At 72.1% G+C, this 25,661-nt stretch carries 22 protein-coding genes and 2 tRNA genes; 3 read left to right on the plus strand and 21 right to left on the minus strand.

Annotated features, from left to right (window positions below):
- Positions 1-70: 70 nt before the first annotated feature.
- The 6 genes from PV963_RS15105 to leuS all read right to left on the minus strand — a co-directional run bounded on the left by PV963_RS15105 (position 71) and on the right by leuS (position 9,631).
- Entirely contained in the window at positions 71-910 is an 840-nt protein-coding gene (locus tag PV963_RS15105) for an arylamine N-acetyltransferase family protein (protein WP_274816233.1), read from the minus strand.
- 4 nt (positions 911-914) lie between these two features.
- Positions 915-3,668 carry a ComEC/Rec2 family competence protein gene (locus PV963_RS15110; RefSeq protein WP_425540901.1) on the minus strand — a complete coding sequence of 918 codons (2,754 nt, stop codon included), beginning with the start codon at positions 3,666-3,668 and terminating at the stop codon, positions 915-917.
- Positions 3,665-4,819: a helix-hairpin-helix domain-containing protein gene (locus PV963_RS15115; protein ID WP_274816234.1), complete on the minus strand. Its 1,155-nt coding sequence runs from the start codon at positions 4,817-4,819 to the stop codon at positions 3,665-3,667. The genes PV963_RS15110 and PV963_RS15115 overlap by 4 nt, the downstream gene beginning before the upstream one ends.
- 119 nt (positions 4,820-4,938) lie before the next feature.
- The gene (locus PV963_RS15120) at positions 4,939-5,784 is read right to left on the minus strand and encodes a DegV family protein (protein ID WP_274816235.1); all 846 of its coding nucleotides are present in this window, start codon (positions 5,782-5,784) and stop codon (positions 4,939-4,941) included.
- Positions 5,785-5,856: 72 nt separating this feature from the next.
- Complete coding sequence (locus PV963_RS15125; RefSeq protein ID WP_274816236.1) at positions 5,857-6,618, minus strand: hypothetical protein; 762 nt, start codon at positions 6,616-6,618, stop codon at positions 5,857-5,859.
- A gap of 139 nt (positions 6,619-6,757) precedes the next feature.
- Complete coding sequence (gene leuS / locus PV963_RS15130) at positions 6,758-9,631, minus strand: leucine--tRNA ligase (RefSeq protein WP_274816237.1); 2,874 nt, start codon at positions 9,629-9,631, stop codon at positions 6,758-6,760.
- Between the two features lie 467 nt (positions 9,632-10,098).
- Here leuS and PV963_RS15135 point away from each other — a divergent pair, with 467 nt between their 5' ends.
- Both PV963_RS15135 and PV963_RS15140 read left to right on the plus strand, forming a co-directional pair.
- A complete protein-coding gene (locus PV963_RS15135; protein ID WP_274816238.1) occupies positions 10,099-11,364 on the plus strand; it encodes a ferric reductase-like transmembrane domain-containing protein in 1,266 nt (421 codons plus the stop codon).
- Complete coding sequence (locus tag PV963_RS15140; RefSeq protein WP_274816239.1) at positions 11,361-12,977, plus strand: NADH-quinone oxidoreductase subunit NuoF family protein; 1,617 nt, start codon at positions 11,361-11,363, stop codon at positions 12,975-12,977. Before PV963_RS15135 ends, PV963_RS15140 begins: the two co-directional genes overlap by 4 nt.
- 117 nt (positions 12,978-13,094) lie before the next feature.
- Here PV963_RS15140 and PV963_RS15145 read toward each other — a convergent pair.
- The 10 genes from PV963_RS15145 to PV963_RS15190 all read right to left on the minus strand — a co-directional run bounded on the left by PV963_RS15145 (position 13,095) and on the right by PV963_RS15190 (position 18,305).
- Positions 13,095-13,167, minus strand: a tRNA-Ala gene (locus PV963_RS15145).
- Between the two features lie 128 nt (positions 13,168-13,295).
- On the minus strand, positions 13,296-13,529 hold the full coding sequence (locus PV963_RS15150) for a hypothetical protein (protein ID WP_006136074.1): 234 nt from the start codon (positions 13,527-13,529) through the stop codon (positions 13,296-13,298).
- 3 nt (positions 13,530-13,532) lie between these two features.
- Complete coding sequence (locus PV963_RS15155; RefSeq protein WP_274816240.1) at positions 13,533-13,703, minus strand: hypothetical protein; 171 nt, start codon at positions 13,701-13,703, stop codon at positions 13,533-13,535.
- 201 nt (positions 13,704-13,904) lie between these two features.
- A tRNA-Ala gene (locus PV963_RS15160) sits at positions 13,905-13,977 on the minus strand.
- A 101-nt stretch (positions 13,978-14,078) separates the two neighbouring features.
- Positions 14,079-14,753 (minus strand): histidine phosphatase family protein, encoded by a 675-nt coding sequence (locus PV963_RS15165; protein WP_274822029.1) that lies wholly within the window; start codon positions 14,751-14,753, stop codon positions 14,079-14,081.
- Positions 14,744-15,190 carry a ribosome silencing factor gene (gene rsfS, locus PV963_RS15170; protein WP_274816241.1) on the minus strand — a complete coding sequence of 149 codons (447 nt, stop codon included), beginning with the start codon at positions 15,188-15,190 and terminating at the stop codon, positions 14,744-14,746. The genes PV963_RS15165 and rsfS overlap by 10 nt, the downstream gene beginning before the upstream one ends.
- 103 nt (positions 15,191-15,293) lie before the next feature.
- Complete coding sequence (locus tag PV963_RS15175; protein WP_274816242.1) at positions 15,294-16,988, minus strand: LCP family protein; 1,695 nt, start codon at positions 16,986-16,988, stop codon at positions 15,294-15,296.
- A gap of 16 nt (positions 16,989-17,004) precedes the next feature.
- On the minus strand, positions 17,005-17,748 hold the full coding sequence (nadD, locus tag PV963_RS15180; RefSeq protein ID WP_274816243.1) for a nicotinate-nucleotide adenylyltransferase: 744 nt from the start codon (positions 17,746-17,748) through the stop codon (positions 17,005-17,007).
- Between the two features lie 68 nt (positions 17,749-17,816).
- Positions 17,817-17,981, minus strand: a complete 165-nt coding sequence (locus tag PV963_RS15185) for a hypothetical protein (protein ID WP_184983671.1) — start codon at positions 17,979-17,981, stop codon at positions 17,817-17,819.
- A gap of 162 nt (positions 17,982-18,143) precedes the next feature.
- Complete coding sequence (locus tag PV963_RS15190) at positions 18,144-18,305, minus strand: hypothetical protein (RefSeq protein WP_184983673.1); 162 nt, start codon at positions 18,303-18,305, stop codon at positions 18,144-18,146.
- 124 nt (positions 18,306-18,429) lie between these two features.
- On the opposite strand from PV963_RS15190, the gene PV963_RS15195 reads away from it, so the two are divergent.
- Positions 18,430-19,554, plus strand: a complete 1,125-nt coding sequence (locus tag PV963_RS15195) for a M48 family metallopeptidase (RefSeq protein WP_274822030.1) — start codon at positions 18,430-18,432, stop codon at positions 19,552-19,554.
- Positions 19,555-19,639: 85 nt separating this feature from the next.
- Here the strand turns inward: PV963_RS15195 and PV963_RS15200 are convergent, their stop codons facing one another.
- From PV963_RS15200 to proB, 5 genes are all read right to left on the minus strand, one after another.
- Positions 19,640-20,710 carry a hypothetical protein gene (locus PV963_RS15200; protein WP_274816244.1) on the minus strand — a complete coding sequence of 357 codons (1,071 nt, stop codon included), beginning with the start codon at positions 20,708-20,710 and terminating at the stop codon, positions 19,640-19,642.
- Positions 20,711-20,799: 89 nt separating this feature from the next.
- Complete coding sequence (locus tag PV963_RS15205) at positions 20,800-21,393, minus strand: hypothetical protein (protein ID WP_274816245.1); 594 nt, start codon at positions 21,391-21,393, stop codon at positions 20,800-20,802.
- 132 nt (positions 21,394-21,525) lie between these two features.
- Positions 21,526-22,812 carry a glutamate-5-semialdehyde dehydrogenase gene (locus tag PV963_RS15210; RefSeq protein ID WP_274816247.1) on the minus strand — a complete coding sequence of 429 codons (1,287 nt, stop codon included), beginning with the start codon at positions 22,810-22,812 and terminating at the stop codon, positions 21,526-21,528.
- A 96-nt stretch (positions 22,813-22,908) separates the two neighbouring features.
- Positions 22,909-23,367: a hypothetical protein gene (locus tag PV963_RS15215; RefSeq protein ID WP_274822031.1), complete on the minus strand. Its 459-nt coding sequence runs from the start codon at positions 23,365-23,367 to the stop codon at positions 22,909-22,911.
- Positions 23,368-23,501: 134 nt separating this feature from the next.
- Positions 23,502-24,629 carry a glutamate 5-kinase gene (proB, locus tag PV963_RS15220; protein ID WP_274816249.1) on the minus strand — a complete coding sequence of 376 codons (1,128 nt, stop codon included), beginning with the start codon at positions 24,627-24,629 and terminating at the stop codon, positions 23,502-23,504.
- Positions 24,630-25,661: the final 1,032 nt, after the last annotated feature.

Genomic DNA, 25,661 nt, shown 5'->3' on the forward strand with positions numbered 1-25,661 from the left:
CTCGCTACTCCATCGCCCTTTTCCTCCCCTCTTGCACCTCTGGTCCGGCCTCTTGCACCTCTGGTCCGGATCAGGTCTCCCGGCCGGTGCCCCGAACCGTCGGCACCGAGCCGAGCTCGATACCGAACCGCTCCCGGTACACCCCGAGCACCTCCTCGTCCGTCCCCAGCTCCCGCTCCTCCCGGCTGCCGTCGGCCCCGGTGACCGTGAGCCTGCGGCCGCTGAGCGTGATCCTCCCTCCGTCCTCCGTGACCCGCGAACAGACCAGCGACCGCGTGAAGTGCGACACCGGCGACGTGCTGTGCCACCACACCCCAGCCACGAAGTCCCCGAGCACCCTCGGCCGCACCTCCAGGCGGTACTGCGGTCTGCCGTCGCGGATCACGTCCAGGTCCGCCGCCTCCACCGTGTCGTGCCCACCGCGCACCCCGGCCGCGTCCGGCTGCGCCTCCACGATCCGGAACGTGCCCCCGGGATCCTGCTGTTCCCCTCTCTCCCCGAACGCCAGCGGCAGATGGCTGTGCGCCCCGAACCCGACGTCGGCCAGCCAGTCACCCCCGTCCACCGTCCGCACCCGCAGCACGAGATGGTCGTACGGGATCCCGAGCCGCTCCTCGTCCCCGTAGACCCGCGCCGCGAGCAGCGCCACGTCGTACCCCAGCGCGGCGAGCAACATCCCGAAGGCGCCGTTGAGTTCGTAGCAGAACCCGCCCCTCCGGGCGCCCACCACCTTGTCCAGCAGCCGCTTCTCCTCCAGCACGATCTCCTCGCCGAGATGGATCGACAGGTTCTCGAACGGCACGGTCCGCAGGTGGCGCAGGTGCAGTTCGCGGAGCACGTCGACGGTGGGCCACGCCGGGTGCTCGACTCCCAGACGGCGGAGATAGGCATCAACCTGTGCTGCGTTCATACCCTCAGTCTCGCGCCACCCTCAGCCCTCCGCCCCCTCCTACGACCGCCAGTGCGCCGTCCCGGTCCGTCCGCAGCACCGCCGCACCCCCGGCGCGCAGCGCCGCGACCGTGCCGGGCGCCGGATGCCCGTACCGGTTGTCCGCACCGCAGCTGATCAGGGCCAGCCGCGGGGCCGCCCGGCGTATCAGGCCGGGATCCTGGTAGGCCGAGCCGTGGTGGGCGACCTTCAGCACGTCCACGCTCTGCAGGTCCCCGGCCGCCGGTGATCTCGCCAGCGCCCGCTGGGCCGGGGGCTCGAGGTCCCCGAGGAGCAGCAGACGCAGTCCTGCCGACCGGACCAGCATGGCGACGCTGGCGTCGTTCGGCCCCTCCGGCGCCGGGTGGGCCGGGAGCAGCTGCGGATGCGAGCCCGGTGGCGGGGCCGGAGGCGGGCTCGGGGGTGGCCACACCACCTGCCAGGACAGCTCTCCGGTGCGGCGCTGCTCCCCGGCGGCGGCCCGCGTCACGGGTACCCTCCGGGCCGCCGCCTGTCTCCGTACGAACGCGGCCTGGTCCGCGGGCTCTTCGAAGCCGGTCGTCTCGATCGCGCCCACCACCCGCCCGCGCAGCACACCGGGCAGGCCCGCCACGTGATCGGCGTGGAAGTGGGTGAGCACGACCAGCGGAATCCTGGTGATGCCAAGTGAGCGCAGGCAGTGGTCGACGAGCTGCGGATCGGGTCCCGCGTCCACCACCACCCCGGTGCCCTGGCCCGCCGCGAGCACCATGGCGTCGCCCTGCCCCACGTCGCACATCACAAGCCGCCAGCCGGGCGGCGGCCAGCCCGTGACCACCCGGGTCAGCGGCGGCGGCTGCACCACCACCAGCACCAGCGCCAGGCCGCAGACCCCGCACCACCAGGGATGCCCGAGCAGCCGCCGCCCCACGAGCAGCACGACCAGGGTCACGGCCGCGAGCAGCGCCGCACCCGCCCAACTGCCCGGCCAGTCCACCCCTGCTCCCGGCAGCGCCGCCCCGGTACGGGCCACCTCAGCGATCCACTCGGCGGGCCAATGCGCGCACCACGCCAGGGCCTTGGCCACCGGCATCGCCATCGGTGCCGTGACCAGTGCCGCGAAGCCCAGCACGGTGGCCGGCGCGATCGCGAACTCCGCGATCAGATTGCACGGCACCGCCACCAGGCTCACCCGCGCCGACAGCACGGCGACGACGGGCGCGCACAGGGCCTGCGCGGCGGCAGCGGCGGCCAGCGCCTCGGCGAGCCGCGGCGGCACCCCGCGCCGACGCAGCCCGGCGCTCCAGCGCGGCGCGAGCGTGAGCAGGGCGCCGGTGGCCACGACGGAGAGCAGAAACCCGTAACTCCGCGCCAGCCACGGGTCGTACAGCACCAGCAGCAGGACCGCCGTCGCCAGCGCCGGGATGAGTGACCTGCGGCGGCCGGTCGCGAGGGCGAGCAGCGCGACGGCTCCGCAGGCCGCGGCCCGCAGCACGCTCGGATCCGGTCTGCACACGATGACGAACCCGAGTGAGAGCACGCCTGCGAGCACCGCGGTCGTCCGCAGGGAGACACCGAGGCGGGGCGCGAGCCCCCGCCGCTCGACGTGCTGCGCCAGGCCCGGCGGCCCGAGCAGCAGGGCGAGCAGAATCGTGAAGTTGGCCCCGGACACGGCGAGCGTGTGCGTGAGGTCGGTCTCCTTGAACGCCTCCTCCAGCTCCGGGGTGATCCGCGAGGTGTCCCCCACGACCAGCCCCGGCAACAGCGCCCGGGCATCGGCCGGCAGCCCGTCGGTCGCCTCCCGCAGCCCGGCCCGCAGCCGCCCGGCGAGCCGCTGAGCAGCCGAGGGCTCCCCCACCACCTCCGGTTCGGCCTGGCCCCGCACCCGCAGCACGGCCGCGACCCGGTCACCGCCCGTCATCGCGGGCGCCAGCCGCGCGCTGACCCGCAGCCGCGTCGACGGCAGCAGCCCCAGCCACGGCGACCGCACGGGCCCACCGGCGGCCGCCCGCCCACCCTCGACAGACCCGTTGGCGGACGCCGACCGCCCATCCCCGACGGCCCCGGTCGCCCCACCCACGGGTACAGGCCTCCCATCCCCGACGGCCCCGGTCGCCCCACCCGCAGACACCGACCGCCCACCATCGGCAGCCCGACCGGCCGACCCCACGTCGACGATCACCAGCACCGGCGCCCGCGTCGCCACCGTCGCGCCACCCGCCTCCTGAACGCGCCGCACATCGGCGTCGATCAGCACGGCGGTCGGAGCGACGTGATCGCCCCGGACCCTCGGCCGGGTGAGCCGGGGGTCGGAGGTGAGCTCGACCTCGGCGGTCACCGTCGCGTACTCCCGCGCCAGACCCGGCACGGGCCCCCGGCGCAGATCCGCCCCATGCAGCCCGGCCGAGGCGGCAGCCGCGGCCACGCACAGCAGCACAGCTGCGGCCGACGCTCGCGACCATGAGGCCCACCCTGCTCGCCGGGCCATCGGCAGCAGGCCGACGGCGGCCAGACAGCCGACCACGATGCCCAGAACCCACCCCGGCGATGCGTCCAGCACCAGTGCGGCCGTGCCCCAGGCCGCGAGGGCGGGTGGGACGAGCCGCAGGTCCGTGGGTCCTTCCTGCCGCGGACGGGAGCTGCCCAGCCGCTTCCCGGAGGAGGCGTGCACGGACGACCGGGCGGGAGCGGCCGACGCGGCGGTGAAGGCCTCGGGCGTCGCCTCGTCCCGCCCCGTCGGCAGGTCACGGGTGCTCCTCATGGCCGTACGAGATTCCGCAGGTCGGCGAAGCGGCGGTCGCCGATCCCGTTCACCTCGCGCAGCTCGTCCACGGAGCGGAACCCGCCGGCTTGCGTGCGGTAGTCGATGATGTGCTGCGCCAGCACCGGGCCGACACCCGGCAGGGTGTCGAGCTGGTCCGCGGTGGCCGTGTTGAGGGAGACGGGAACCCCTGGCATCGCGCCGCCCGCCGCCGCACCGGCCGTGCCTCCGGCAGCCGTACCGCCCGCCCCGGTCCCCACGGCGGGAGCCGGGCCCCCGACGATCACCTGCTCGCCGTCCACGAGGAAGCGGGCGCGGTTGAGACCGTCGGTCTTCGTGCCGGGCTTCACCCCGCCCGCCGCGCGCAGCGCGTCCGCGACACGCGAGCCGGCCGGCAGCCGGTGGATTCCGGGTTCACGGACCTTGCCGCCGACGTCCACGACGATCTCGGGCCCTCCTGCGGCACCTGTCGCCTTCGCCGCCCCTGCGGGCGCGCCCGGTCCTCGTTCCGGCCCGGCCTGTCCGCTCTGTCCCGGCTCCCCGTACGGTGCCGCCGCCCGCACCACCTCGGGCGGCCGTACGGACTGGGTCCGGCCGGCCCAGAAGTGCTGCACGGCGAACGCCGCGGCGACGACGAGCACCATCGTCAGCGCGAGCACGCTCCGCCGCTCCAGGCCACACCTGGCCTGCAACCACAGGGGCATGCGCTCCCGCACCGCGAGCCCGGCCCGCTCCCGCCAGGCCCCTTCCCCGAGGCGGTCGTCCCCGCCGCCTGCCCCGGTGCCCGCCCCACCGTCGACACCGACAGGGACGCGGGCGGGGACACCGACTGACTCCACATCAGGACCCACACGTGGTCCCGCAGCAGCCTCCTGCCGATCGAGCCCTCGCCGAGCACGTCCTCCACCGGCCGTCTCCTCGGGCTCGGGCGGACCATGGCCCGACTCCCGCCGCTCCCCGGCCCGTTCGGCATGCTCGCCGAACAGCGCCTCCGCGCGTCGGCGGAGTTCCTCCGCCGAGGCCTGACGATGCCGTGCCCGGCCGCGTGCGACAGGCCGGTGACGGCGGTGACGGATGCGGCCGTCGGACGCCGGTCCACGGCCCGGCCCGCTGGTCGCAGTCGCTGTGCGTGAACGTGATCGAAGTGCCATGCGACGAGGATCGGCCACTTCGGCACCCTCGCGATGATCTTGGTCAATTCCCGGGGACGACCGCCGGCTTGTGGATAACTCGGCCACCCACCCGGGTGATCAGAGCCCGCCGTAACCGTTCACTGCGGCGAAACCACGACCCCCAGCAACCCGGGCCCCGTGTGCGCCCCGATCACTGCGCCGACCTCGCTGACATGCAGATCGGCAAGCCCCGGCACCCGTGCCCGCAACCGGTCGGCGAGGGCCGACGCCCGGTCCGGGGCGGCGAGATGGTGGACGGCGACGTCGACCTGGGCACTGCCCGCACGCTCGGCCGCGATCTCCTCGAGGCGGGCGATGGCCTTCGAAGCGGTCCGCACCTTCTCCAGCGGTTCGATACGGCCGTCGGCCAGTTGCAGCAGCGGCTTCACCGCGAGCGCCGAGCCCAGCAGGGCCTGCGCGGCACCGATACGGCCGCCGCGGCGCAGGTAGTCGAGGGTGTCGACGTAGAAGTAGGCGGACGTGCCCGCGGCCCGCTTCTCCGCGGCGGTGACGGCCTCGTCCACCGTGCCGTCCGACTCCGCGGTGTGCGCCGCGGCGAGCGCGCAGAAGCCGAGCGCCATCGCGATCATGCCGGTGTCCACCACCCGCACCGGCACCGGCGCCTGCCGCGCGGCGACGACGGCCGCGTCGTACGTGCCGGAGAGCTCGGCGGACAGATGGAGGGAGACGATGCCGGTGGCGCCGGACTCGGCGACCTTGCGGTAGGTCTCCTCGAAGAGGGCGGGACTGGGCCGCGAGGTCGTCACCGGGCGCCGCTTCTGCAAAGCCTGGGCGAGGGCGCGGGTCGAGATCTCGGTGCCCTCCTCCAGCGCCCGGTCGCCGAGGACGACGGTCAGAGGTACCGCTGTGATGCCGTGACGCTCCATCGTCCGGGCCGGCAGGTAGGCCGTTGAATCGGTGACGATCGCGACATGGCGGGACATGAGCTGGAGGTTACCTGCCGTAGTGCCCGTGCGGCAGCCCGGCCCCCGTGCCCTGTGCCGCGAGTGGCCGGATCAAGTGGTGCTCTCGGGGCGGGGCTTCTTCTGCCAGGGGTAGGTGGGGCGCGGGCCCGGCGGGGTGATGGCGGGTCGTGCCGGCTCCTGGGCCGGGCTCGACTGCGGGGCTTCCGGCCAGGTCTGCCCGGCCGTGGCGGCATCCGCGGCGGGTGCCTCGGGCCACGGCGGCGAGGCGGGCGGGGGCGTCGGAGAAGAGGCGGTCCGGGACTCAGGGGTCGTCGTCCAGTGCCGCAGCGCCCCGGACTCCAGGTCGATCTGCGCGCTGAGCGAGTCCAGGTCGTCGTCGGCGAAGCGGCGGGCGCGGTCGCGGGCCGCCCAGCGCAGCGAGTCCGCCGAGTGCGTGATGCGTTCGGTGCGCTCGCGCAGCTCGGGCAGCCGCTCGGCGAGCGCGGTGCGGTCCGGCTCGGACTCCAGACGCTTCAGCTCGTCGTCCAGCTCGTGTCCATGGGCGCTGAGCCGTTCGAAGAGGCCGAGGGACTCCTTCAGGGACTCGTCCTCGGCGACGGCCGCCTGCAGCGCGTCCTGCGTGGCGCGCATCGAGGTGCGCAGCTTCAGCCGGAGCTGGGCGAGTTCGCCCGCGGTGCCGGGCTGGGCGAAGGACTTGGCCCGCAGTGTGTGGTCCTCGACCGTGCGGCGGGCCTGGGTGATGCCGCGGTCCACGCCGCGCTTGGCGGCGCCGACCACCTTCACCGTGGCGTACGCCCCGAGCCCGAGGAAGAGCACGACGAGCAGGGCGAAGACTGCGATCACTGCTTCCACAAGGGCTCCTCCTCAGGACGTCACGGCACCTCACGTCGCTCTTCAACGGTAAACGCAGCGGGCAGGCCCGGAGTTCCAGAAAAACCCCCGAACCTGCCCGTAGGGGACCACCCCGAGAGCGGTCCGCAGTGCCTGTCGGCTACGCCGGAACGATGTTCACCAGCTTCGGCGCCCGCACGATCACCTTCCGGATCCCGGCCCCGTCCAGCGCGGCGACGACCTTCTCGTCGGCCAGCGCGGCCTTCTCCAGCTCCTCGTCGGAGATGGCCGGGGAGACCTCCAGCCGTGCCTTGACCTTGCCCTTGACCTGCACGACGCAGGTCACGGTCTCGTCGACCACGTACGCCGGGTCGGCCACCGGGAAGTCCTGGTGCACCACCGAGTCCTCGTGCCCCAGCCTGCGCCACAGCTCCTCGGCGATGTGCGGGGCCAGCGGCGCCACCATCAGCACCAGCGGCTCCGCGACGGACCGCGGCACCGCCCCGCCCGCCTTGGTCAGGTGGTTGTTCAGCTCGGTGATCTTGGCGATGGCGGTGTTGAACCGCATGCCCTCCAGGTCACCGCGCACACCGTCGATCGCCTTGTGCAGGGCGCGCAGCGTCTCCTCGTCCGGCTCGGCGTCGACGACGGTCACCTCGCCGGTCGCCTCGTCGACGATGTTGCGCCACAGCCGCTGGAGCAGCCGGAACTGGCCCACCACCGCGCGCGTGTCCCAGGGCCGGGAGACGTCCAGCGGGCCCATCGCCATCTCGTACAGCCGCAGCGTGTCGGCGCCGTACTCGGCGCAGATCTCGTCCGGAGTGACCGCGTTCTTCAGGGACTTGCCCATCTTGCCCAGCAGCCGGGAGACCTTCTCGCCCTGGTAGTAGTACGCGCCGTCGCGCTCCTCCACCTCGGCGGCCGGCACCGCGATGCCACGGCTGTCGCGGTAGACGTAGGCCTGGATCATGCCCTGGTTGAACAGCTTGTGGAACGGCTCCGCCGAGGAGACGTGCCCCAGGTCGTACAGCACCTTGGACCAGAAGCGCGCGTACAGCAGGTGCAGCACGGCGTGCTCGGCGCCGCCGACGTACAGGTCGACACCGCCGTGCGGCCGGCCCTCGCCCGGGCCCATCCAGTACCGCTCGATCTCCGGGTCGACCAGCTGCTCGCTGTTGTGCGGGTCCAGGTAGCGCAGCTCGTACCAGCAGGAACCGGCCCAGTTGGGCATGGTGTTGGTCTCACGCCGGTACCGCTTCGGGCCGTTGCCCAGGTCCAGCGTGACGTTGACCCAGTCCTCGTTGCGGGACAGCGGGGTCTCGGGCTGGGTGTCGGCGTCGTCCGGGTCGAACGTGCGCGGCGAGTAGTCCTCGACCTCGGGCAGCTCCAGGGGCAGCATCGACTCGGGCAGCGCGTGGGCGATGCCGTCCTCGTCGTAGACGATCGGGAAGGGCTCGCCCCAGTAGCGCTGGCGGCTGAACAGCCAGTCGCGCAGCCGGAAGTTGACGGTGCCCTCGCCGATGCCGGACCGCTCCAGCCACTCGGTGATGCGCGCCTTGGCGTCGACGACACCCAGGCCGTCCAGGGAGACACCCTCCCCGGTGGAGTTGACGATCTTCGCGTCGTACGACACGAAGGCGCCGTCCCACGTCGAGGTGTCCGTGCCACGGCCGTCGGTCGGCTCGACGACGCAGTTGATCGGCAGCTCGAAGGCGCGCGCGAACTCGAAGTCACGCGCGTCGTGCGCCGGCACCGCCATGATCGCGCCGGTGCCGTAGCCCATCAGCACGTAGTCGGCGATGAAGACCGGGATCTGCTCGCCGTTGACCGGGTTGGTCGCGTACGCGCCGATGAAGACGCCGGTCTTGTCCTTGGCCTCGGCCTGCCGTTCCACGTCGGACTTGGACGCGGCCTGCGCGCGGTAGGCGGCGACGGCCTCCCCGGGGGTCGCGTGACCGCCGGTCCACACCTCGTGGGTGCCCTCCGGCCAGGCGGCCGGGGTGAACTTCTCGACCAGCGGGTGCTCGGGCGCCAGCACCATGTAGGTGGCGCCGAACAGGGTGTCCGGGCGGGTGGTGAAGACGGTGATGCGCTCACCGTCGATCGGGAAGTCGACGCGGGCGCCCTCGGAGCGGCCGATCCAGTTGCGCTGCTGCAGCTTGATGGCCTCGGGCCAGTCCAGCTCCTCCAGGTCCTCCAGCAGCCGGTCGGCGTAGGCCGTGATGCGCATGTTCCACTGGCGCAGCCTGGCCTTGAAGACCGGGAAGTTGCCGCGCTCGGAGCGGCCCTCGGCGGTGACCTCCTCGTTGGCCAGCACGGTGCCCAGCCCGGGGCACCAGTTGACCGGCGCGTCGGAGGCGTAGGCCAGCCGGAACTCGCCCAGGACGTCGGCCTTCTCGGCGGCGCTCAGCTCGCTCCACGCGCGCGTGTGGCCCGGTACGGGCCGCTCACCCGACTCGAACCGGTCGACCAGCTCGGAGATCGGGCGTGCCTTCTTCGCCTCGTGGTCGTACCAGGAGTTGAAGATCTGCAGGAAGATCCACTGGGTCCACTTGTAGTACTCCGGGTCGATCGTGGCGAACGACCGGCGCTTGTCGTGACCCAGGCCCAGCCGGCGCAGCTGGGACTTCATGTTCTCCATGTTGGCTTCGGTGGACACGCGCGGGTGCGTTCCGGTCTGCACGGCGTACTGCTCGGCGGGCAGGCCGAAGGCGTCGAAGCCCAGGGTGTGCAGGACGTTGTGGCCGGTCATCCGCTGGAAGCGCGCGAACACGTCCGTGGCGATGTAGCCCAGCGGGTGTCCGACGTGCAGGCCCGCGCCCGACGGGTACGGGAACATGTCCATGACGAACTTCTTGGGCTTGGCGACGGTCCCCTGGTCGCCCGCCAGGTCGCCCTTCGGGTTGGCCGCGCCGCAGGTGCCGTCGGCGTCCCAGAAGTCCTGCCAGCGTGCCTCGATCTCGGCCGCCATGGCGGCCGTGTAGCGGTGCGGCGCTGCCACCTCGGAGGCGGCAGCGGGGTTCGTCTCGCTCATGATCCTCAAAGCTCCATCGATCGTCTCTGCCTGCGGCTGTGGGGTTCGGGAAACGAAAAATCCCCTCGCACAGGAGGGGACGCCGCGCCGATTCCGGCCACTCGACTCGTCCGGTGGCCGGGACTGATCAGCGCGGCCCGCTAAGCAGAAGGCGTACGGCACGCATGGCGTTAGGGTACCGCAGGCCCCCAGCGCGCCGCGACGCGCTTCCGGTGGGCCGTCTCGTTGCCCAAAAAGCTGAACCAAGGTCAAAAGTTACTTCGCGTAACAGTCACTAAGGGACATCACAACAACCGCATTGTCCTTTGATAACAACGCAATAACTCAAACCTCGTACTCATCGGTATGGCGCGGCTTAGAGTGCGGCAGCGGGACCGCTTTCCCGAACCGCTCGGAGTTGCCCCCATGAACCCTCATCGCAGTAACAGCCCGCTACACCCGGTCACCGGGATGTGGGGAGGCCGGTCGTGACGAACTACGACTCCACGGCAGACGACACGTTCGCCGATTTCCTCAACTTCGGCGTCGGTGTGCTGTCCCTCGTGTGCCTGTCCTGCTCGGTGATCTGGGGGCTGGTCGCCCAGGACCGGATCCTCCTCGACGCGCGCAGGCGCATCCTGGCGCAGGCCGTGCACCGGACGACGGCGGTCGCCTCGATCGTCTTCCTCCTGATGCACATCGGAGTCAAGCTGGCGCTCGCGCACACCACGTGGGTCGCGGTGTTCATCCCCTTCGGTCTCATCGCCAGCGACAACGACGAGCTCATGGGCCGGTCGTTCCTCGTCGGCCTCGGCACCCTGGCCAGCATGCTCATGATCTTCGTGGGCGTCACGGGCGTGCTGCGCAACCGCTTCGCGTCCCCGGCGCCCGTCGCGGCCCGCTGGCGGGCCATGCACATGCTGGCCTACCCGGCCTGGTGCGCCGCCCTGGTCCACGGCCTCTACGCGGGCCGCCCGGCCAAGCCGATCTTCGTCATCCTGTACTGCCTGTCCCTGGCCGGCGTGGCCGGAGCCCTCGCCCTGCGCGCCGCTCCGCGCCCGGTCAAGCGCAAGGTCGCCGACAAGTTCGCCGAGCTCATCGGGCCCGGGGACGGTCTGGGCCGCCGGGACCTGGAGGAGAGCCGGGCCCGGGCGGGCACCGGCTCCGCGCTGCCCGGCTACGAGGGCCGGGGCACGCCCGTGGGGGCCACGGCCTCCCCGTCGGGGCCGCTGTACGAGAAGGCGGAACGCCCCTCGGCCAAGGAGCCCGCGAACGGCTTCGCCGCGGCCTACCGGGCCGTCTCGAGCCCGCCCGTGGGCCGGCAGGCGTTCGCACCGGGGCCGACCGACCGCATGGAGCTGCCGCTGGACATGCAGCCCACCGAGGCCATCCCGACCGTGGACGGCCCCTCCAGCACCTCGGGCAACTGGCCGATCCCGTCCCCGCCACCGGTCGGCGAGGCCCCACCGTCGGCCTACGACCCGCTCCAGGACACGGGCTTCAACATCCCGCCCTACGACCCCCTGCAGGACACCGGACAAAGCATCCCGGCCTATGGCAATCCAGGCGCCGCCGGCTATGGATCGAGTGACGTGTACGACACGGGTGAGACGAACGCCGTCTACGACACGTACTACCCGAACGACACGTACAACAGCGGTCCCGCCACTGAAACACTGCCCGGTGCGTCCTACGACTTCGACGCACCGGGATCGGGCGAACCTTGGAACACGCCTTCCGGAGGCTTTAAGTGAACGAGGCTTTGCCTGACGTACCCGAAGTCCGCGTGGTCGGTCTTCCCCAGCTCACGTCCGGCTTCGACCTTGTCGATCGGCTCGATCTGCCCATGCACCTGAAGGTGCACGGGCCGCTCGAGCCGATGGGCGGCGAGCAGCTCGCGCAACTCGCCGAACGCATCAACCTGAAGGGCCGCGGCGGCGCGGGCTTCCCCTTCCACAAGAAGCTGCGCTCGGTCGCCGAGGCCGCGATCAAACGCGGCGTCCGGCCGGTCGTCGTCGTGAACGGAAGCGAGGACGAGCCGGCCTGCCGCAAGGACACGGTGCTGATCAACCGTGCTCCCCATCTGATCCTGGACGGCGCACTGCTGTGCGCCGAGGCGCTGGGTGCCCGCACGCTCGTGGTGGGGGTCACCCGTGAGTCCACACAGCGCTCCATGGAGGCCGCGCTGGCCGAACGCGGCCTCAGCAACGGCCGCAGATCGGCACTGCGCGCGCGTGTGCAGCGCAACCCGGTCCGCATGGTCACCGGCGCCGCCGCGTCGCTGATCCGCTCCATCGACGGCGGCCCGGCCATCCCGCCGGGCCGCAAGGTCAGCGCCTCGCAGAACGGCGTCGGCGGCGCGCCCACGCTGCTGTCCAACGCCGAGACCTTCGCCCAACTGGCCATCGCCGCCCGCATCGGCCCGGAGCGCTACGGCAACACCGGCCTGTACGACGAGCCGGGCACCGTCATGCTCACGGTCTCCGGGGCGGTAGCCCGCCCCATGGTGATCGAGGTCCCGACGGGCGTGCCGCTGCGGTACGTCCTCCAGCTCGCCGGCGCCCCGCCGGTGCCGCAGGGCGTGCTCACCGGCGGCTACCACGGCAAGTGGATCGACGCGGCGACGGTCAACGAGGCGATCGTCTCCCGCAACTCCCTGGACGCGGTGGGCGGTTCGCTCGGCGCCGGCGCGATCCTGCCGATCACTCAGGAGACCTGCCCCCTGGGCGAGTCACTGCGTGTCACCCAATGGCTGGCGGAGGAGAGCGCGGGCCAGTGCGGCCCCTGCTACCTCGGCCTGCCGGCCGCCGCGCGCGGTCTGGAGGACATCCTCAACGGCGGCGGACCGGCCGCCCTGGAAGCCCTCAAGCAGGTCGCCAAGAACGTGAAGCGGCGCGGCGCGTGCTCGCACCCCGACGGCTCCGCGATGTTCATCGAGTCGACCATCAAGGCGTTCACGGACGACTTGGCCGCCCATGTCCTCGGAAACGGCTGCGGACGGCCCGTGGAGGGCGTTCTGCCGCTCTTCGAGGGCGGCAGGGCCCCTACGGGCCTCCCGGGCGGCGGTGAGTCCGAGGAGAACGGCCCCAGCCGCCAGAAGATCTACGTCGACTGGACACTGTGCCGGGGCCACGGCCTGTGCGCGGACATCCTCCCCGAGGTGTTCCAGCTCGGCGCCGACGGCTTCCCGACCGTGGCGCAGGCGCAGGTGCCGCGGTACGCCGAGGCCAAGGCTCTACGCGCGGTGCGCCGCTGTCCGGCGCTGGCCCTGCGCATCGAGGAGGACACGCGCGCTCAGGGCGGCGCGCCGTCCCGCAACCTCCCGGTCCTGTCCCAGGGCCGCGGCCGCCGCGCTCTCGGCCGCTGAGCACGCCTACGGCGGGCTTCCCTCAGGGAAGCCCGCCGTAGGCGCACGGACACCGCACACACCGCACATGAAGAAGGCGGGCCATCCGATCGGATGGCCCGCCTTCTTCATCTTCTGTGGAGCTAAGGAGAATTGAACTCCTGACCTCCTGCATGCCATGCAGGCGCTCTACCAACTGAGCTATAGCCCCTTGCTGTGTCCCTCCGGGTTTCCCCGGCGGCGACGCCAACTTTACTGGTCCACCGGGCCCAACACCAAATCGATTTCACCTCGTACGGGGATGCCCGCTATGCCGGATTTGCACCAGCCCTGCGGGCTCTACGCCGTGACGAACGAATAGAACCGCTTGAGCGTGCAGTGCTCCTCCAGAAGCCGGCCGTAGATCGGCTCACCCTCCAGCTCGCGGTACGTCTCGATCGGGTCGCCCTTTATGATCAGCGCCCGCGCGCACTCCTCGCACCAGTACTGGTAGTCGGGATTGATCGGCTCCATGTCGCGGACGATCGGAGTCCCGCTGCCACACCAGTCGCATTTCCGCCTGTGTGCACCCATCGATCAGCTCCAGCTGTGGCCGCAGGCCGTGCACACGTAGGAGACCCCGCCGTTGTCGCCGAGCATCTGGGCCACGTGCGCGGATCCGCAGGAAGGGCAGCTGAGGCGGGTGGACATATCCCTTGTCAATGCTGCTCCGAGGAGGTGGTCGACCTCCTGGATGCTCGCAGGCATCGCTACTCCCTCCCGTCGGGCCGCGCCCCCTTCCGGCCGTTTGATTCTGCCACGGCCGGAGCAATACGGTCAGCGACGCCTCAGTACCAGTCCGGACACAGCGGGCGTCGTGACCGTAGAGGTATACGCCTGAGCGGGCCCGAGTGACTCAACGCCGGGCACGAAAAATCCCGCCCCCTGGACGGGAACGGGATCTTGACGTGGAGCTAAGGAGAATTGAACTCCTGACCTCCTGCATGCCATGCAGGCGCTCTACCAACTGAGCTATAGCCCCTCGCCATGCGGCGGAGCCGCATGATGATTCTGTCTCCCCGCCTGGCGGGGCGAACAAGAAGAACTTTAGCCTGCGACCTGCCGGAAAGTGAAATCCGGGGGTCAGTCGTCGTCGCCGAGCACCGGTTCCGGCAGGGTGCCGGCGTTGTGCTCCAGCAGGCGCCAGCCGCGGGCGCCTTGACCGAGGACGGACCAGCAGCAGTTGGAGAGTCCGCCAAGGCTCTCCCAGTGGTGGGGATCCAGGGCGAGGAGGCGGCCGATGGTGGTGCGGATGGTGCCGCCGTGGCTGACCACGACGAGCGTGCCGTCCTCGGGGAGCTTCTCGGCGTGCCGCAGCACCACGGGGGCGGCGCGGTCGGCGACCTCGGTCTCCAGTTCGCCACCACCGCGGCGCACCGGCTCGCCGCGCTTCCACGCGGCGTACTCGTCGCCGTGCCGGGCGATGATCTCCTCGTGCGTCAGGCCCTGCCAGACACCCGCGTAGGTCTCGCGCAGCGCCTCGTCGTGGGTCACGTCGAGGCCGGTGAGCGCGGCGAGCTCGGCGGCCGTGTTCGCGGCCCGCTTCAGGTCGGAGGCGATGATCGCGTCCGGCTTCAGGGAGACGAGCAGCCGGGCGGCGCGGCGGGCCTGGCCGACGCCGGTCTCGGTGAGCTCGACGTCCGTGGTGCCCTGGAAGCGGCGCTCCACGTTCCACGCGGTCTGGCCGTGCCGCCAGAGGATGACGCGGCGGCCCCGGCCCTTGCCGGCGGACGCCTCACTGAAGGAGGTCACCGCCAGTCACCGTCCAGCTCCGCCGCCTCCTCGGCCGCCTGCAGCTTGGCGTGCTCCTCGGCCTTGCCGCGGGTGGCCTTGGCGTCCTCGGGCAGCTCCAGCTCGGGGCAGTCCTTCCACAGCCGCTCCAGGGCGTAGAAGACGCGCTCCTCGCTGTGCTGGACGTGGACGACGATGTCGACGTAGTCGAGCAGCACCCAGCGGGCCTCACGGTCGCCCTCGCGGCGCACCGGCTTGGCACCGAGCTCCTTGCTGAGGCGCTCCTCGATCTCGTCGACGATCGACTTGACCTGGCGGTCGTTGGGCGCGGAGGCCAGCAGGAAGGCGTCCGTGATGGACAGCACGTCACTGACGTCGTAGGCGACGATGTCGTGTGCCAGCTTGTCGGCGGCCGCCTGGGCGGCGGTGTTGATCAGCTCGTGAGAGCGGTCGGTCACGGTCACTACAAGGCTTTCCGTCGGCGGTCACTTGCCCCCAAGGGTCTCACGGACCGCCGACAGCCCCCCACGCGATTACGGCAATCACGTGGGGGCGCGCCGCTTGCGCCTAGTCGGACGACGGCTTGTAGTCCTGGCCGAGAACCACGGCGACGTCGGCGCTCGTGGAGATCCTGCCCTTGGTGACGGAGCCCGCGGGCAGGCCCAGGGTCTTGGCGACCTCGGCCGCGTCGGCCTTGTCGGCGGCGTCGGCGTAGGTGACCTTGGACGTGGCCTGGGCGGTGCCGGGCGTGCCGCCCTCCAGGAAGGTGAAGCCGCCGTTGAGGAGTACGACGCGGGCCTTTTCCGTGTTGTCCTTCACGCCGCTGGCGTTCTGGACGGAGACGCTGACGGCGGCGTCCTTGTCGGGGCTCTTGGCGGTGCCGCCGAGGACGTTCCTGACCACGCCCGCGCTCGCCTGGGCACTGAGCGTGCCGTCTGTCCGGACCGGCAGCAGGTCCGTTTTGTAGTCGCCGCCCTTGGCGAGGTCGGAGAGGCCGGCGAGGAAGGAGCCGAGGTCCTTGTCGGTCAGGGACGGGTCCAGGATCTGCGCCAGCGTCTGGATCGTGGTCGTCGCCGCCTGCGGGTCGGAGGACATCTTGCGCAGCACGCCCTGCAGGACCTGGCCGAAGCGCTCCAGCTGGGCGTTCTGGGCCTCGCCGGGGGCGCGGTAGGTGGCGTAGGCGACGGCCATCTTGCCGCTGAGGGTCTGGTCCTTGCCCTGGTTGACCAGGGGGGCCGCGCCCTTCTTCTTGGCGTCGGGGTCGGGGACGTCCGTGTTGGTGTCGACGTCGATGTTGCCGATGAGGTCGACGAGGTTTTGGAGGTAGGGGGTGTCCAGGCGCCAGGTGCCCTCGATGTCGGTGCCGAGGACCGTGTCGAGCGCGTCGCGGGTGCCGTCGGAGCCGTCGTCCTCGACCGACTTGGCCAGCGTCGTCGTGGTGCCGTCGTCGCTGGTCAGGGCGAGGGAGTTGGGCAGCAGGACGGTGGTGCCCCGCTTGGTGGTGGTGTTGTCGACGAGGAGGGCCGTGGCGGTGCCGCCGCCCTTGGTGTCGTGCAGGTGGACGACGATCACGTCGCGCTTCTGCGCGCCCGCGGCCGTCGCGGTGCCCGTCGCGGAGTCGTCGGAGGACAGGCCGGGCAGCTTCCCCGCGTACCAGAGGTAACCGACGCCGCCGACCGCGGCGAGCGCGAGGACGACAACCAGGGCGACGATCCGGCTGCGGGCGCGGCGCCGGGCCTCCTCGCGGCGCTCGGTGCGGTTCTCGGTGAACTTCAGCCAGTCGATGACGTCTTCGGAGTTGTCGTCGGGCTCCTCGACGAACGCGAACTGTTCGGTGTGGTACTCCGGTCGGGACCGGTCGCGGGCCTCCTCGTCGTCGGCCGGGCCCGCCTGCTGCGGGATGTGGGCGGTCTGTTCGGCGACGCGGGGCTGCTGGGCCGTGCCGGCACCGGCCGCGGCCTGGCCATAGGGGTCGTGGGACGCGGTGCCGCCCTGGTGCTGCCCGGCAGCGTAGGGGTCGTAGGAGCCGTGGACGGGCTGTTGTTGACCGCCGCCGTAGTCGTACGCCGGCGGGGGCTGCTGCCCGGCCGAGGCGTACGGGTCGTAGCCGTAGCCCTGCTGTTGCTGCTGGGCGTACGGGTCGTACGTCTGCTGCTGGGTCTGCTGTGCCGGGACCTGGCGGTAGACAGGCCGGCCGTACTCGTCGTAGCCGACGAGCTCGTACTGGTCGCCCCCGTACCCCGGGTCGTATCGGTCGTTCACCGGTGCCCCTCTCGGCTCACTCGCCGCGGTACAGCTCGCGCTTGTCGATGTAGCGCACGACTCCGTCCGGCACCAGATACCAGATGGGGTCGCCCTTGGCGACTCTCGCACGGCAGTCCGTGGAGGAGATGGCGAGGGCGGGCACCTCGACGAGGGAGACGCCGCCCTCCGGGAGTCCTGGGTCGTTCAGGTGGTGGCCCGGCCGGGTGACCCCGATGAAGTGCGCGAGGGAGATCAGTTCCTCGCTGTCCCGCCAGGTGAGGATCTGGGAGAGCGCGTCGGCGCCGGTGATGAAGAACAGGTCCGTGTCGGGGTTGAGCGCGCGCAGGTCGCGCAGGGTGTCCACGGTATAGGTGGGGCCGCCGCGGTCGATGTCGATGCGGCTCACGGAGAACTGCGGGTTCTCCGCGGTCGCGATGACCGTCATCAGGTAGCGGTCCTCGGCCGGGGAGACGCTGCGGTGGCTCTTCTGCCAGGGCTGGCCGGTGGGGACGAAGACCACCTCGTCGAGGTGGAACGCCGCGGCGACCTCGCTGGCCGCCACCAGGTGCCCGTGGTGGATCGGGTCGAAGGTGCCGCCCATGACGCCGAGGCGGCGCTTGCCCGGTTGGGGCCGGCCGGTTCCGGGGCCGTCGATCTGGCGGTGCGCCGTGGCGGCACGGCGGGGCTCCGAGTGTCGCTCGGTGCCGCTCGCCGTGTCCTGTGCCGGGTCGTGCGGCGTCTCGTTCGCCGGACCGGTAGGCATGTCCTGCTCTCCCATGCGTGCAGACCCTACCGGCCCTGCCTGAGGGGTCCCGGGGGCTCCCCGCGCGGGGCGCCCTGCCGGGCTCAGCGGTCGCGGTTGAAGCGGGTGGTGATCCACAGCATGAGCAGCAGGATGAAAAGGGCGGCGCCACCGGTGAGGAAGGGGCTGAGGCTCTCGTGGTTTCCGCCGTGCTCCTCGCCCTCGGCGGCGAGGGTGACCAACTGGGCAGCGGTGCTGTGGAAGCTCATCTTCGGCAGGACCTATCGGTGTGGGCGGGTTAAAGACGTCGGCTCATCGTAAGCGGGCGCCCCGACCGCGATCACCCCGACTCCGCCTGTTCGTGACACGGAGGCGGTGCCTGCTCCCGCCCGGCCCGGTCCCGGGGCCCGGCGGGGAACCTTCCCGGTGCCTCAGTCGTCCTTCCGTCTGTAGCCACGCAGCAGGAACCACGCGGTCAGCACACAGCCCAGGATCATCACGAGCAGTACGTACCGCAGCATCCCCGGCCCCCCTTGCCGGTCGGCGGCGGTCGCGGCCTCGGCGAGCCAGGCGGCTGCGGGGTGGTGCTCCATGGCGGTGGTCTCCTTCGCTGTACTGCCCGACCACCGTAACTCCGCCTAGGCTGGGCTCTGCCTCGGGGAAGCAAAAGGCCGCACAAGGGGCCGTAAAGGTCACACGACGCACATGGGGGAAGACATGTCCGACGGCCACGAGCACAACGGGCACGAGAACGTGCCGAGCAGGCAGCGCAGGCGCTTCCCCGGAATCTCCTCGCGTACGTACGAGCATCCGGCCGACCGCTCCGCCCTGGTGGCGCTGCGCAAGCTGAGCGGTTTCGATACGGTGTTCAAGGCGCTCAGCGGCCTGCTGCCCGAGCGCAGTCTGAGGCTGCTGTTCCTGTCCGACTCGGTGCGGGTGTCGGACCAGCAGTTCGCGCATCTGAACGTGATGCTGCGGGACGCCTGCTACATCCTGGACCTGGAGAAGGTCCCGCCGATGTACGTGAACCAGGACCCGCAGCCGAACGCGATGTGCATCGGCCTGGACGAGCCGATCATCGTGGTCACGACGGGGCTCGTCGAGCTGCTCGACGAGGAGGAGATGCGGGCGGTCGTCGGCCACGAGGTGGGGCACGCGCTGTCCGGGCACTCGGTCTACCGGACGATCCTGCTGTTCCTGACCAGCCTCGCCGTCCGGGTCGCCTGGATCCCGCTGGGCAACCTCGCGATCATGGCGATCGTGACCGGGCTGCGGGAGTGGTTCCGCAAGTCGGAGCTGTCGGCGGACCGGGCGGGGCTGCTGGTCGGGCAGGATCCCCAGGCGTCCATGCGGGGCCTGATGAAGATCGCGGGCGGCAACCACCTGCACGAGATGAACGTGGACGCGTTCCTCGCCCAGGCCGATGAGTACGAGGCCGGGGGCGACCTGCGCGACTCGGTGCTGAAGATCCTGAACGTGCTGCCCCGCTCCCACCCCTTCACCACGGTGCGGGCGGCCGAGCTGAAGAAGTGGGCCGAGTCGCGGGACTACCAGCGGATCATGGACGGGCACTACCCGCGGCGCGACGAGGACAAGGACACCTCGGTCCGGGACTCCTGGCGGGAGTCGGCGGACCACTACACGACCCATGTGAAGAGCTCCAAGGACCCGCTGATGAAACTGGTCACCGACCTCGCCGGTGGCGCCGGCGACCTGGGCGACCGCGTCCGCCGGGGCTTCGGCGGCTTCACGAACTCGGCTCAGAAGCCGCCCCGCGGGCCTGAGACGCCGGGCCCGTCGGACTCCCCGGGAGACGACCGGCCGCCGCGCGACGACGGCTGACGACGGCTGACGACGGCTGAGGCACCCGTAGGAGCGTCGGGAGGGCCACAGCGCCCCGGAGAGGCCGACCGGCGGACAGCCCGGCTCACACCTTCGGCTGTGCGCTCTTCGCCAGGGAGCCGCACAGGGCCGTGGCGCTGCCCGTGGCGTAGGGGTCCGTGCCGGCGGGGCCGCCTTCCTTGGCCGTCTGGCCGGCCAGCAGGGGGCGCAGGTGGTTCGTGGAGTCCTCGGCGCAGGAGAGCGGGCCGGCCTGGACGTAGGAGACGACGAGCTGGGCCTGGTGCAGGCGCAGGTCGTCGCGGTCGAAGCGGAAGTGCAGCTCGCGGCGGACGGTGAACAGGGACGCCTCGGCCTTGTCACCGGCCCCGGCCGGCCGCAGTGCGTACACGAACGTGTGGTCGGCGGTGACCTCGAGCGTCGACGAGTCGGCCTCGGACGCCTGGAGCGTGCCCTGGACCCGCACCTTGCGGTCGGCCAGCTCGGCGCGGGAGGGGTCGAAGCGGACGAGCCACCCGGTGGGCGCGTGGCGCCCGTCCGCGGTGGGGCGGGCGAAGCTCTGATCGAACTGGTCCAGCTGGTCGGGGGCCAGCAGGACGCGGACGGCCCGGACCTCACGGCCCGTGAGCACGTCCGGGTCGAGGGCGGAGCGGACGATGTAGTCCTTGGCCGTGGTCAGGGCGCTGACGACCTGGCTGTCCGAGAAGTGCGCAGTGCGCCGCGAGGCGGGCAGCGGCACGCCCTCCGCGCCGGTCTTGAACTGTGCGGCGGGGCTGCGCTCGTACAGGTACGCCGTGTCGGCCGTGCCGGGCACCTTGCCCTCGGGGGCCAGCGGGATGACGGTCATCCGCAGCGGTTCGGCGGACTCCTGGGCGGCGGGGGTCTGGTAGGGGTGCCGTACACCCATGTAGATCGCGGTGCCGAAGGCGATGGCGATCAGCAGGACCAGGACCAGCGCCTGCCGGGACATTCCCCGGCGCAGGGGCGGGGCGCGGCGCACGGCGGGCGCGTGGTCGCTGATGCGCTCCTGGGCGGAGTACTCCTGGAGGCGGGCAGCCCGGACGAACGACTCGTCGAAGACGACGGATCGGTACTCGTCCTCTCCACCTCCGGGACCGCCCTCGGGTGTCCCCTCAGGTGGGTCTCCAGGCCCGCCCATATCTTCAGGGTAGGTCGCCGGAAGCTCGGGTAAACGCCCTGCTGCACCACAAGTTCTGACAGGTCCTCACCAGGACGGGCGGGTTCCGGTCAGGGGGAGGGCGGGATCACCGAGACGGCCGGCCGGGAGTAGTCCGCGGAAGCGGAGGGAGTCGCCCCGCTGCTCTGTTCCAGCCCGGTCGAGGTGGGCGCCGGCACGGTGTCCTGGCGGTTGGAGGACGCGCCCCGGTAGACCGCCGTGAAGGCCAGCGCGACCATGCCGATGCCCATCACGAGGGCGAGCAGCCAGGCGACGGGGCGGTGCCAGCGGACCTGTTTGGAGTACGGCCCCGTGCCGCCGTAGCGGTCCTCGAGGAGGTCGGAGTCGTCCAGCTCGTCCAGCTCGGGATCATGGCCGAAATCGCCGTGGCCGTCCGGGCCGTACCCGTCGTCGTACCGCTCGCCTCTGGAGTGCGCGCGGCGCGCCTCCGCCTCGGCTCTCGCCTTGGCGGCGGCCAGGAGGCGCTCCACGGCGGTCGGCTCGTGCACCACGGCCGCGCGTACGAAGGCCTCGTCGAAGACCACGGAGGCGAACTCTTCGTCCGACACCCCGTGGTCGTGGTCGTCGTCGGGCTCCCGGCCGTCAGGAAACGGCGTGCCCCCCACGTCCTCCGGCACTGTTCCAGAGTAGACCTGGGGGGTCATTTTGGGCAGACGGTATGGAAATTCATCCGCCGGTTGAGACGGCGTTCACAGGGTGCCGAACGGCGCACGCCCGGCCGGTCCGCCCCTGCCGCACACACATGCGCCGCTTTACATACCCACGTGGCAGGCGGCTCAGCGCCGCACGTGCCCGTCCCCGGTGACGATGTACTTGGTGCTGGTCAGCTCCGGCAGACCCATCGGGCCGCGGGAGTGCAGCTTCTGGGTGGAGATGCCGATCTCCGCGCCGAAGCCGAACTGGCCGCCGTCGGTGAAGCGGGTGGAGGCGTTGACGGCGACCGTGGTCGAGTCGACCAGCTGGGTGAAGCGGCGGGCGGCCTGCTGGGAGGTCGTGACGATGGCCTCGGTGTGGCCGGAGGTCCACAGCCGGATGTGCTCGACGGCCTTGTCCAGCGAGTCCACCACGGCCGCGGCGATGTCGTACGACAGGTACTCCGTCTCCCAGTCCTCGGCCGTCGCCTCGACGACCGTGGCCTTGGAGTCCTTGGCGTAGGCCAGGACGCGCTCGTCGGCGTGCACGGTGACCCCGGCGTCGGCCAGGGCGTCCAGGGCCCGCGGCAGGAACTCGGCGGCGATGTCCTGGTGGACCAGGAGGGTCTCGGCGGCGTTGCAGACGCCGACTCGCTGGGCCTTGGAGTTGATCAGGATCTCGACGGCCATGTCGAGGTCGGCCTGGGCGTCGACGTAGACGTGGCAGTTGCCGGTGCCGGTCTCGATGACCGGGACGACCGACTCCTGGACGACCGTGTTGATCAGGGAGGCGCCGCCGCGCGGGATGAGCACGTCGACCAGGCCGCGGGCGCGCATCAGCTCGCGCACGCTGTCGCGGCTCTCGCCGGGCACGAGCTGGACGGCGTCGGCGGGCAGCCCGGCCCCGCCCACGGCGTCGCGCAGGACGCGCACGAGGGCGGTGTTCGACTGGTACGCCGAGGAGGAGCCGCGCAGCAGGACCGCGTTGCCGGACTTCAGGCAGAGGGCGGCGGCGTCGACCGTGACGTTCGGCCGGCCCTCGTAGATGATCCCGACGACGCCGAGCGGCACGCGGACCTGGCGCAGGTCGATGCCGTTGGGCAGCGTGGAGCCGCGCACGACCTCGCCGACCGGGTCGGGCAGCGCGGCGACGTCGCGCACGTCGGAGGCGATGGCGCGGACCCGCTCGGGGGTGAGCGTGAGCCGGTCGATCATGCCCTCGCTGATGCCGGCCTCGCGGGCCTTGGCGACGTCCTTGGCGTTGGCCTCGACGATCTCGCTCGTGCGGACCTCCAGCGCGTCCGCGATGGCGAGCAGCGCGTCGTCCTTGTCGGCCCGCGGCAGCGGCGCGAGGCTCGCGGCGGCGGCCTTGGCGCGGTAGGCGGCCTCGGTGACCGGGGACATGGAGTCGTACGGCGAAAGCGTGGTCATGAGGGAAGCGTAGTGTGCCGGGCCGGACCGTTCACCGCTCGTTCCACACCCCGAGACGCTTGCCGAGACACTTCCCGAGACAGCTGCCGGACCGGGTCAAAACGGATGGACTCCGACCGGTGACGCCGGCGGCGGCCCGTAGCCCTCGGCGATGCGCTGGTGGTAGGTCGCGCGGTCGATGACCTCCAGGCCGACGATCTCCCAGGGCGGCAGCCCGGCGGTCTGCCGGTGCTCGCCCCACAGGCGCAGGGCGACGGCGGCCGCGTCGTGCAGGTCGCGCGCCTCCTCCCAGTAGCGGATCTCCGCGTGGTCGACCGCGTACCGGCTGGTCAGGAGGAAGGGGTGGTCGTGGGCGAGCTGCTCCAGGGCGCGCCGCACCTCGGGCAGCGGGGCCTCCTTGCCGGAGACGCTGAGGGTGACGTGCCACAGGCGCGGGGTGTCCGCGGGTTCCTCGCCCTCGTACCGGTCGCCGGCCGCCACGCTCGTCAGGGCCCGCTCCTCACCGGCCGCGCGGGAGCCGGCACCGCCACGGGACGTCGTGGCCCCAGAGCGCACTCGTCTCACGACGGCCTCCTTTGCACAGTGGCGCTGCTGCGGAATATGTCCCCGAGACAAAGTTGAGCAGGCCGCAGGAGATCGCGTGGCGGTTTTGCGGAACGTCCACCACCGGGGGCGGACGTTTCGACACATTACGGGTGCAGGAGCACCAGGTCGTCCCTGTGTACGACCTCGCGTTCGTACGCGGGTCCGAGTTCCCGAGCCAGTTCGCGGGTGGAGCGGCCGATCAGCCGGGGGATCTCCTTGGCGTCGAAGCTGACGAGCCCGCGGGCCACGGCCCGACCCGTGGCGTCCCGCAGCTCGACCGGGTCGCCGGCGCTGAATTCGCCCTCGACGGCGGCGATCCCGGCCGGCAGCAGCGACTTGCGGCGCTCCACGACGGCCTGCACGGCACCGTCGTCCAGGGTGAGGGCGCCCTGCGGGGTGGAGGCGTGCTGGAGCCACAGCAGCCGGTCGGCGGAGCGCTTGCCGGTGGGGTGGAAGTAGGTGCCGGTGTCCTGGCCGGACAGGGCGTCGGCCGCGTGGACGGCGCTGGTGAGCACGACGGGCACGCCGGCGGCGGCCGCGATCCGGGCGGCCTCGACCTTGGTGACCATGCCGCCGGTGCCGACGCCGGCCTTGCCCGCGCTGCCGATCTGGACGCCCGCGAGGTCGGACGGGTCGCGCACCTCGGCGATGCGGGAGGTGCCGGGCTTGCCGGGGTCGCCGTCGTAGACGCCGTCCACGTCGGACAGCAGCACCAGCAGGTCGGCGCGGGCGAGGTGGGCGACGAGGGCGGCGAGACGGTCGTTGTCGCCGAAGCGGATCTCGTCCGTGGCGACGGTGTCGTTCTCGTTGACGATCGGGAAGGCGCCCATCGCGAGCAGCTTGTCGAGGGTGCGGGAGGCGTTGCGGTGGTGGGCGCGGCGGCTCATGTCGTCGGAGGTCAGCAGGACCTGGCCGACGCGGACGCCGTAGCGGGCGAAGGAGGCGGTGTAGCGGGCGACCAGCAGGCCCTGGCCGACGCTGGCGGCGGCCTGCTGCCGGGCGAGGTCCTTGGGGCGGCGGCGCAGGCCCAGCGGGGCGAGACCGGCGGCGATGGCTCCGGAGGAGACCAGGACGATCTCGCGCTCACCGCCGCTGCGGACCTTGGCGAGCACGTCGACCAGCGCGTCCACGCGGTCGGCGTCCAGGCCGCCCGACGCGGTCGTCAGCGAGGAGGACCCGACCTTGACGACGATCCTGCGGGCCTCGCCCACGGCCTGCCTTGCCCCTGCCACGTCGCCGTCCGTCCCCTCGCGTCGATTCGGTCGCTCACCTGGAAATCTACGGGACGGGCGGACGGGACGCGGCGCCGGTCCACGCTACGGACGGTACGACTCGCGTCACGGCACGGTGGCCGCCCTCCCGCTCCGCGGAGAGGCGCGTGCGAGGCCGACCGTGCGGGCTCTCCCGGGCACGGTGTGCCCCTGGGCGTGCCCGCGACGCCCCCAGGCAGGTTCACACCGGGCACGCGGCCCCGGCCACCCCGCAGGCCGCCACCGGGCACGCGGCCCCGGCCCCATCCCGCAAACCGCCACCTCATACAGCCCGTGGCCCGCCCGCAACCGGCTACGTACGACGCTTGCCCGACCCGCCTGCCACGCCCGCAGGCGCCACCGGGCAACGACTCCGACCCACCCCGCGGGCCGCCACCAGGCACGCGACCCGGCCCTCGCCCAGCCCGCAGCGGGCCACGGCCCCCGCTCCCCCGACCCGCCTGCCACTCCACCACGCAGGCAGCCACCGGCCCCGCCCTCGACGGCCCCAGGCGGTTCACCACCGGCCCACGCCCCGACGCCCCCACACAGGTTCGCCACCGGCCACGCGGCCCCGGCCCACCCGCGCCGCACCGCGCAGACCGCCACCGGCCACGCGGCCCCGGCCCACCCGCGCCGCACCGCGCAGACCGCCACCGGCCACGCGGCCCCGGCCCACCCGCGACGCACCGCGCACGGAACGTCCCCGACCGGCCTGCCACGCCCTGCATGCGCCGCTGGGCACACGGCCCACCCCCCACTCCACAGGGCCGCCACCGGACACACGACCCCGACCCGCCCCGCAGCGGGCCACGCCCCCCACTCCCCCGACCCGCCTGCCACGCCACCCCGCAGGCCGCCACCCGACCGCGACCTCGCCCTCGGCCGCCCCCGGCGCACCACGCACGCCACTCCCCGGCCCACCCACAGCCCCACACCACACCCCCCTCCCGACCCGCCACCCACACCCCCGCGGCACGCCGCCCACGCCGCCCCGGACACGCGCGTGTCGTC

It is taken from the genome of Streptomyces coeruleorubidus (assembly GCF_028885415.1).
GTDB classification, from domain to species: domain Bacteria; phylum Actinomycetota; class Actinomycetes; order Streptomycetales; family Streptomycetaceae; genus Streptomyces; species Streptomyces coeruleorubidus_A.

Excerpts from the sequence above, each read along its gene's own strand:
- PV963_RS15105 (WP_274816233.1), bottom strand. The coding sequence starts at position 910 with ATGAACGCAGCACAGGTTGATGCCTATCTCCGCCGTCTGGGAGTCGAG.
- PV963_RS15110 (WP_425540901.1), bottom strand. The coding sequence starts at position 3,668 with ATGAGGAGCACCCGTGACCTGCCGACGGGGCGGGACGAGGCGACGCCC.
- PV963_RS15115 (WP_274816234.1), bottom strand. The coding sequence starts at position 4,819 with ATGGCACTTCGATCACGTTCACGCACAGCGACTGCGACCAGCGGGCCG.
- PV963_RS15120 (WP_274816235.1), bottom strand. The coding sequence starts at position 5,784 with ATGTCCCGCCATGTCGCGATCGTCACCGATTCAACGGCCTACCTGCCG.
- leuS (WP_274816237.1), bottom strand. The coding sequence starts at position 9,631 with ATGAGCGAGACGAACCCCGCTGCCGCCTCCGAGGTGGCAGCGCCGCAC.
- PV963_RS15150 (WP_006136074.1), bottom strand. The coding sequence starts at position 13,529 with ATGGGTGCACACAGGCGGAAATGCGACTGGTGTGGCAGCGGGACTCCG.
- PV963_RS15155 (WP_274816240.1), bottom strand. The coding sequence starts at position 13,703 with ATGCCTGCGAGCATCCAGGAGGTCGACCACCTCCTCGGAGCAGCATTG.
- nadD (WP_274816243.1), bottom strand. The coding sequence starts at position 17,748 with ATGGGAGAGCAGGACATGCCTACCGGTCCGGCGAACGAGACGCCGCAC.
- PV963_RS15185 (WP_184983671.1), bottom strand. The coding sequence starts at position 17,981 with ATGAGCTTCCACAGCACCGCTGCCCAGTTGGTCACCCTCGCCGCCGAG.
- PV963_RS15190 (WP_184983673.1), bottom strand. The coding sequence starts at position 18,305 with ATGGAGCACCACCCCGCAGCCGCCTGGCTCGCCGAGGCCGCGACCGCC.
- PV963_RS15195 (WP_274822030.1), top strand. The coding sequence starts at position 18,430 with ATGTCCGACGGCCACGAGCACAACGGGCACGAGAACGTGCCGAGCAGG.
- PV963_RS15200 (WP_274816244.1), bottom strand. The coding sequence starts at position 20,710 with ATGGGCGGGCCTGGAGACCCACCTGAGGGGACACCCGAGGGCGGTCCC.
- PV963_RS15205 (WP_274816245.1), bottom strand. The coding sequence starts at position 21,393 with ATGACCCCCCAGGTCTACTCTGGAACAGTGCCGGAGGACGTGGGGGGC.
- PV963_RS15210 (WP_274816247.1), bottom strand. The coding sequence starts at position 22,812 with ATGACCACGCTTTCGCCGTACGACTCCATGTCCCCGGTCACCGAGGCC.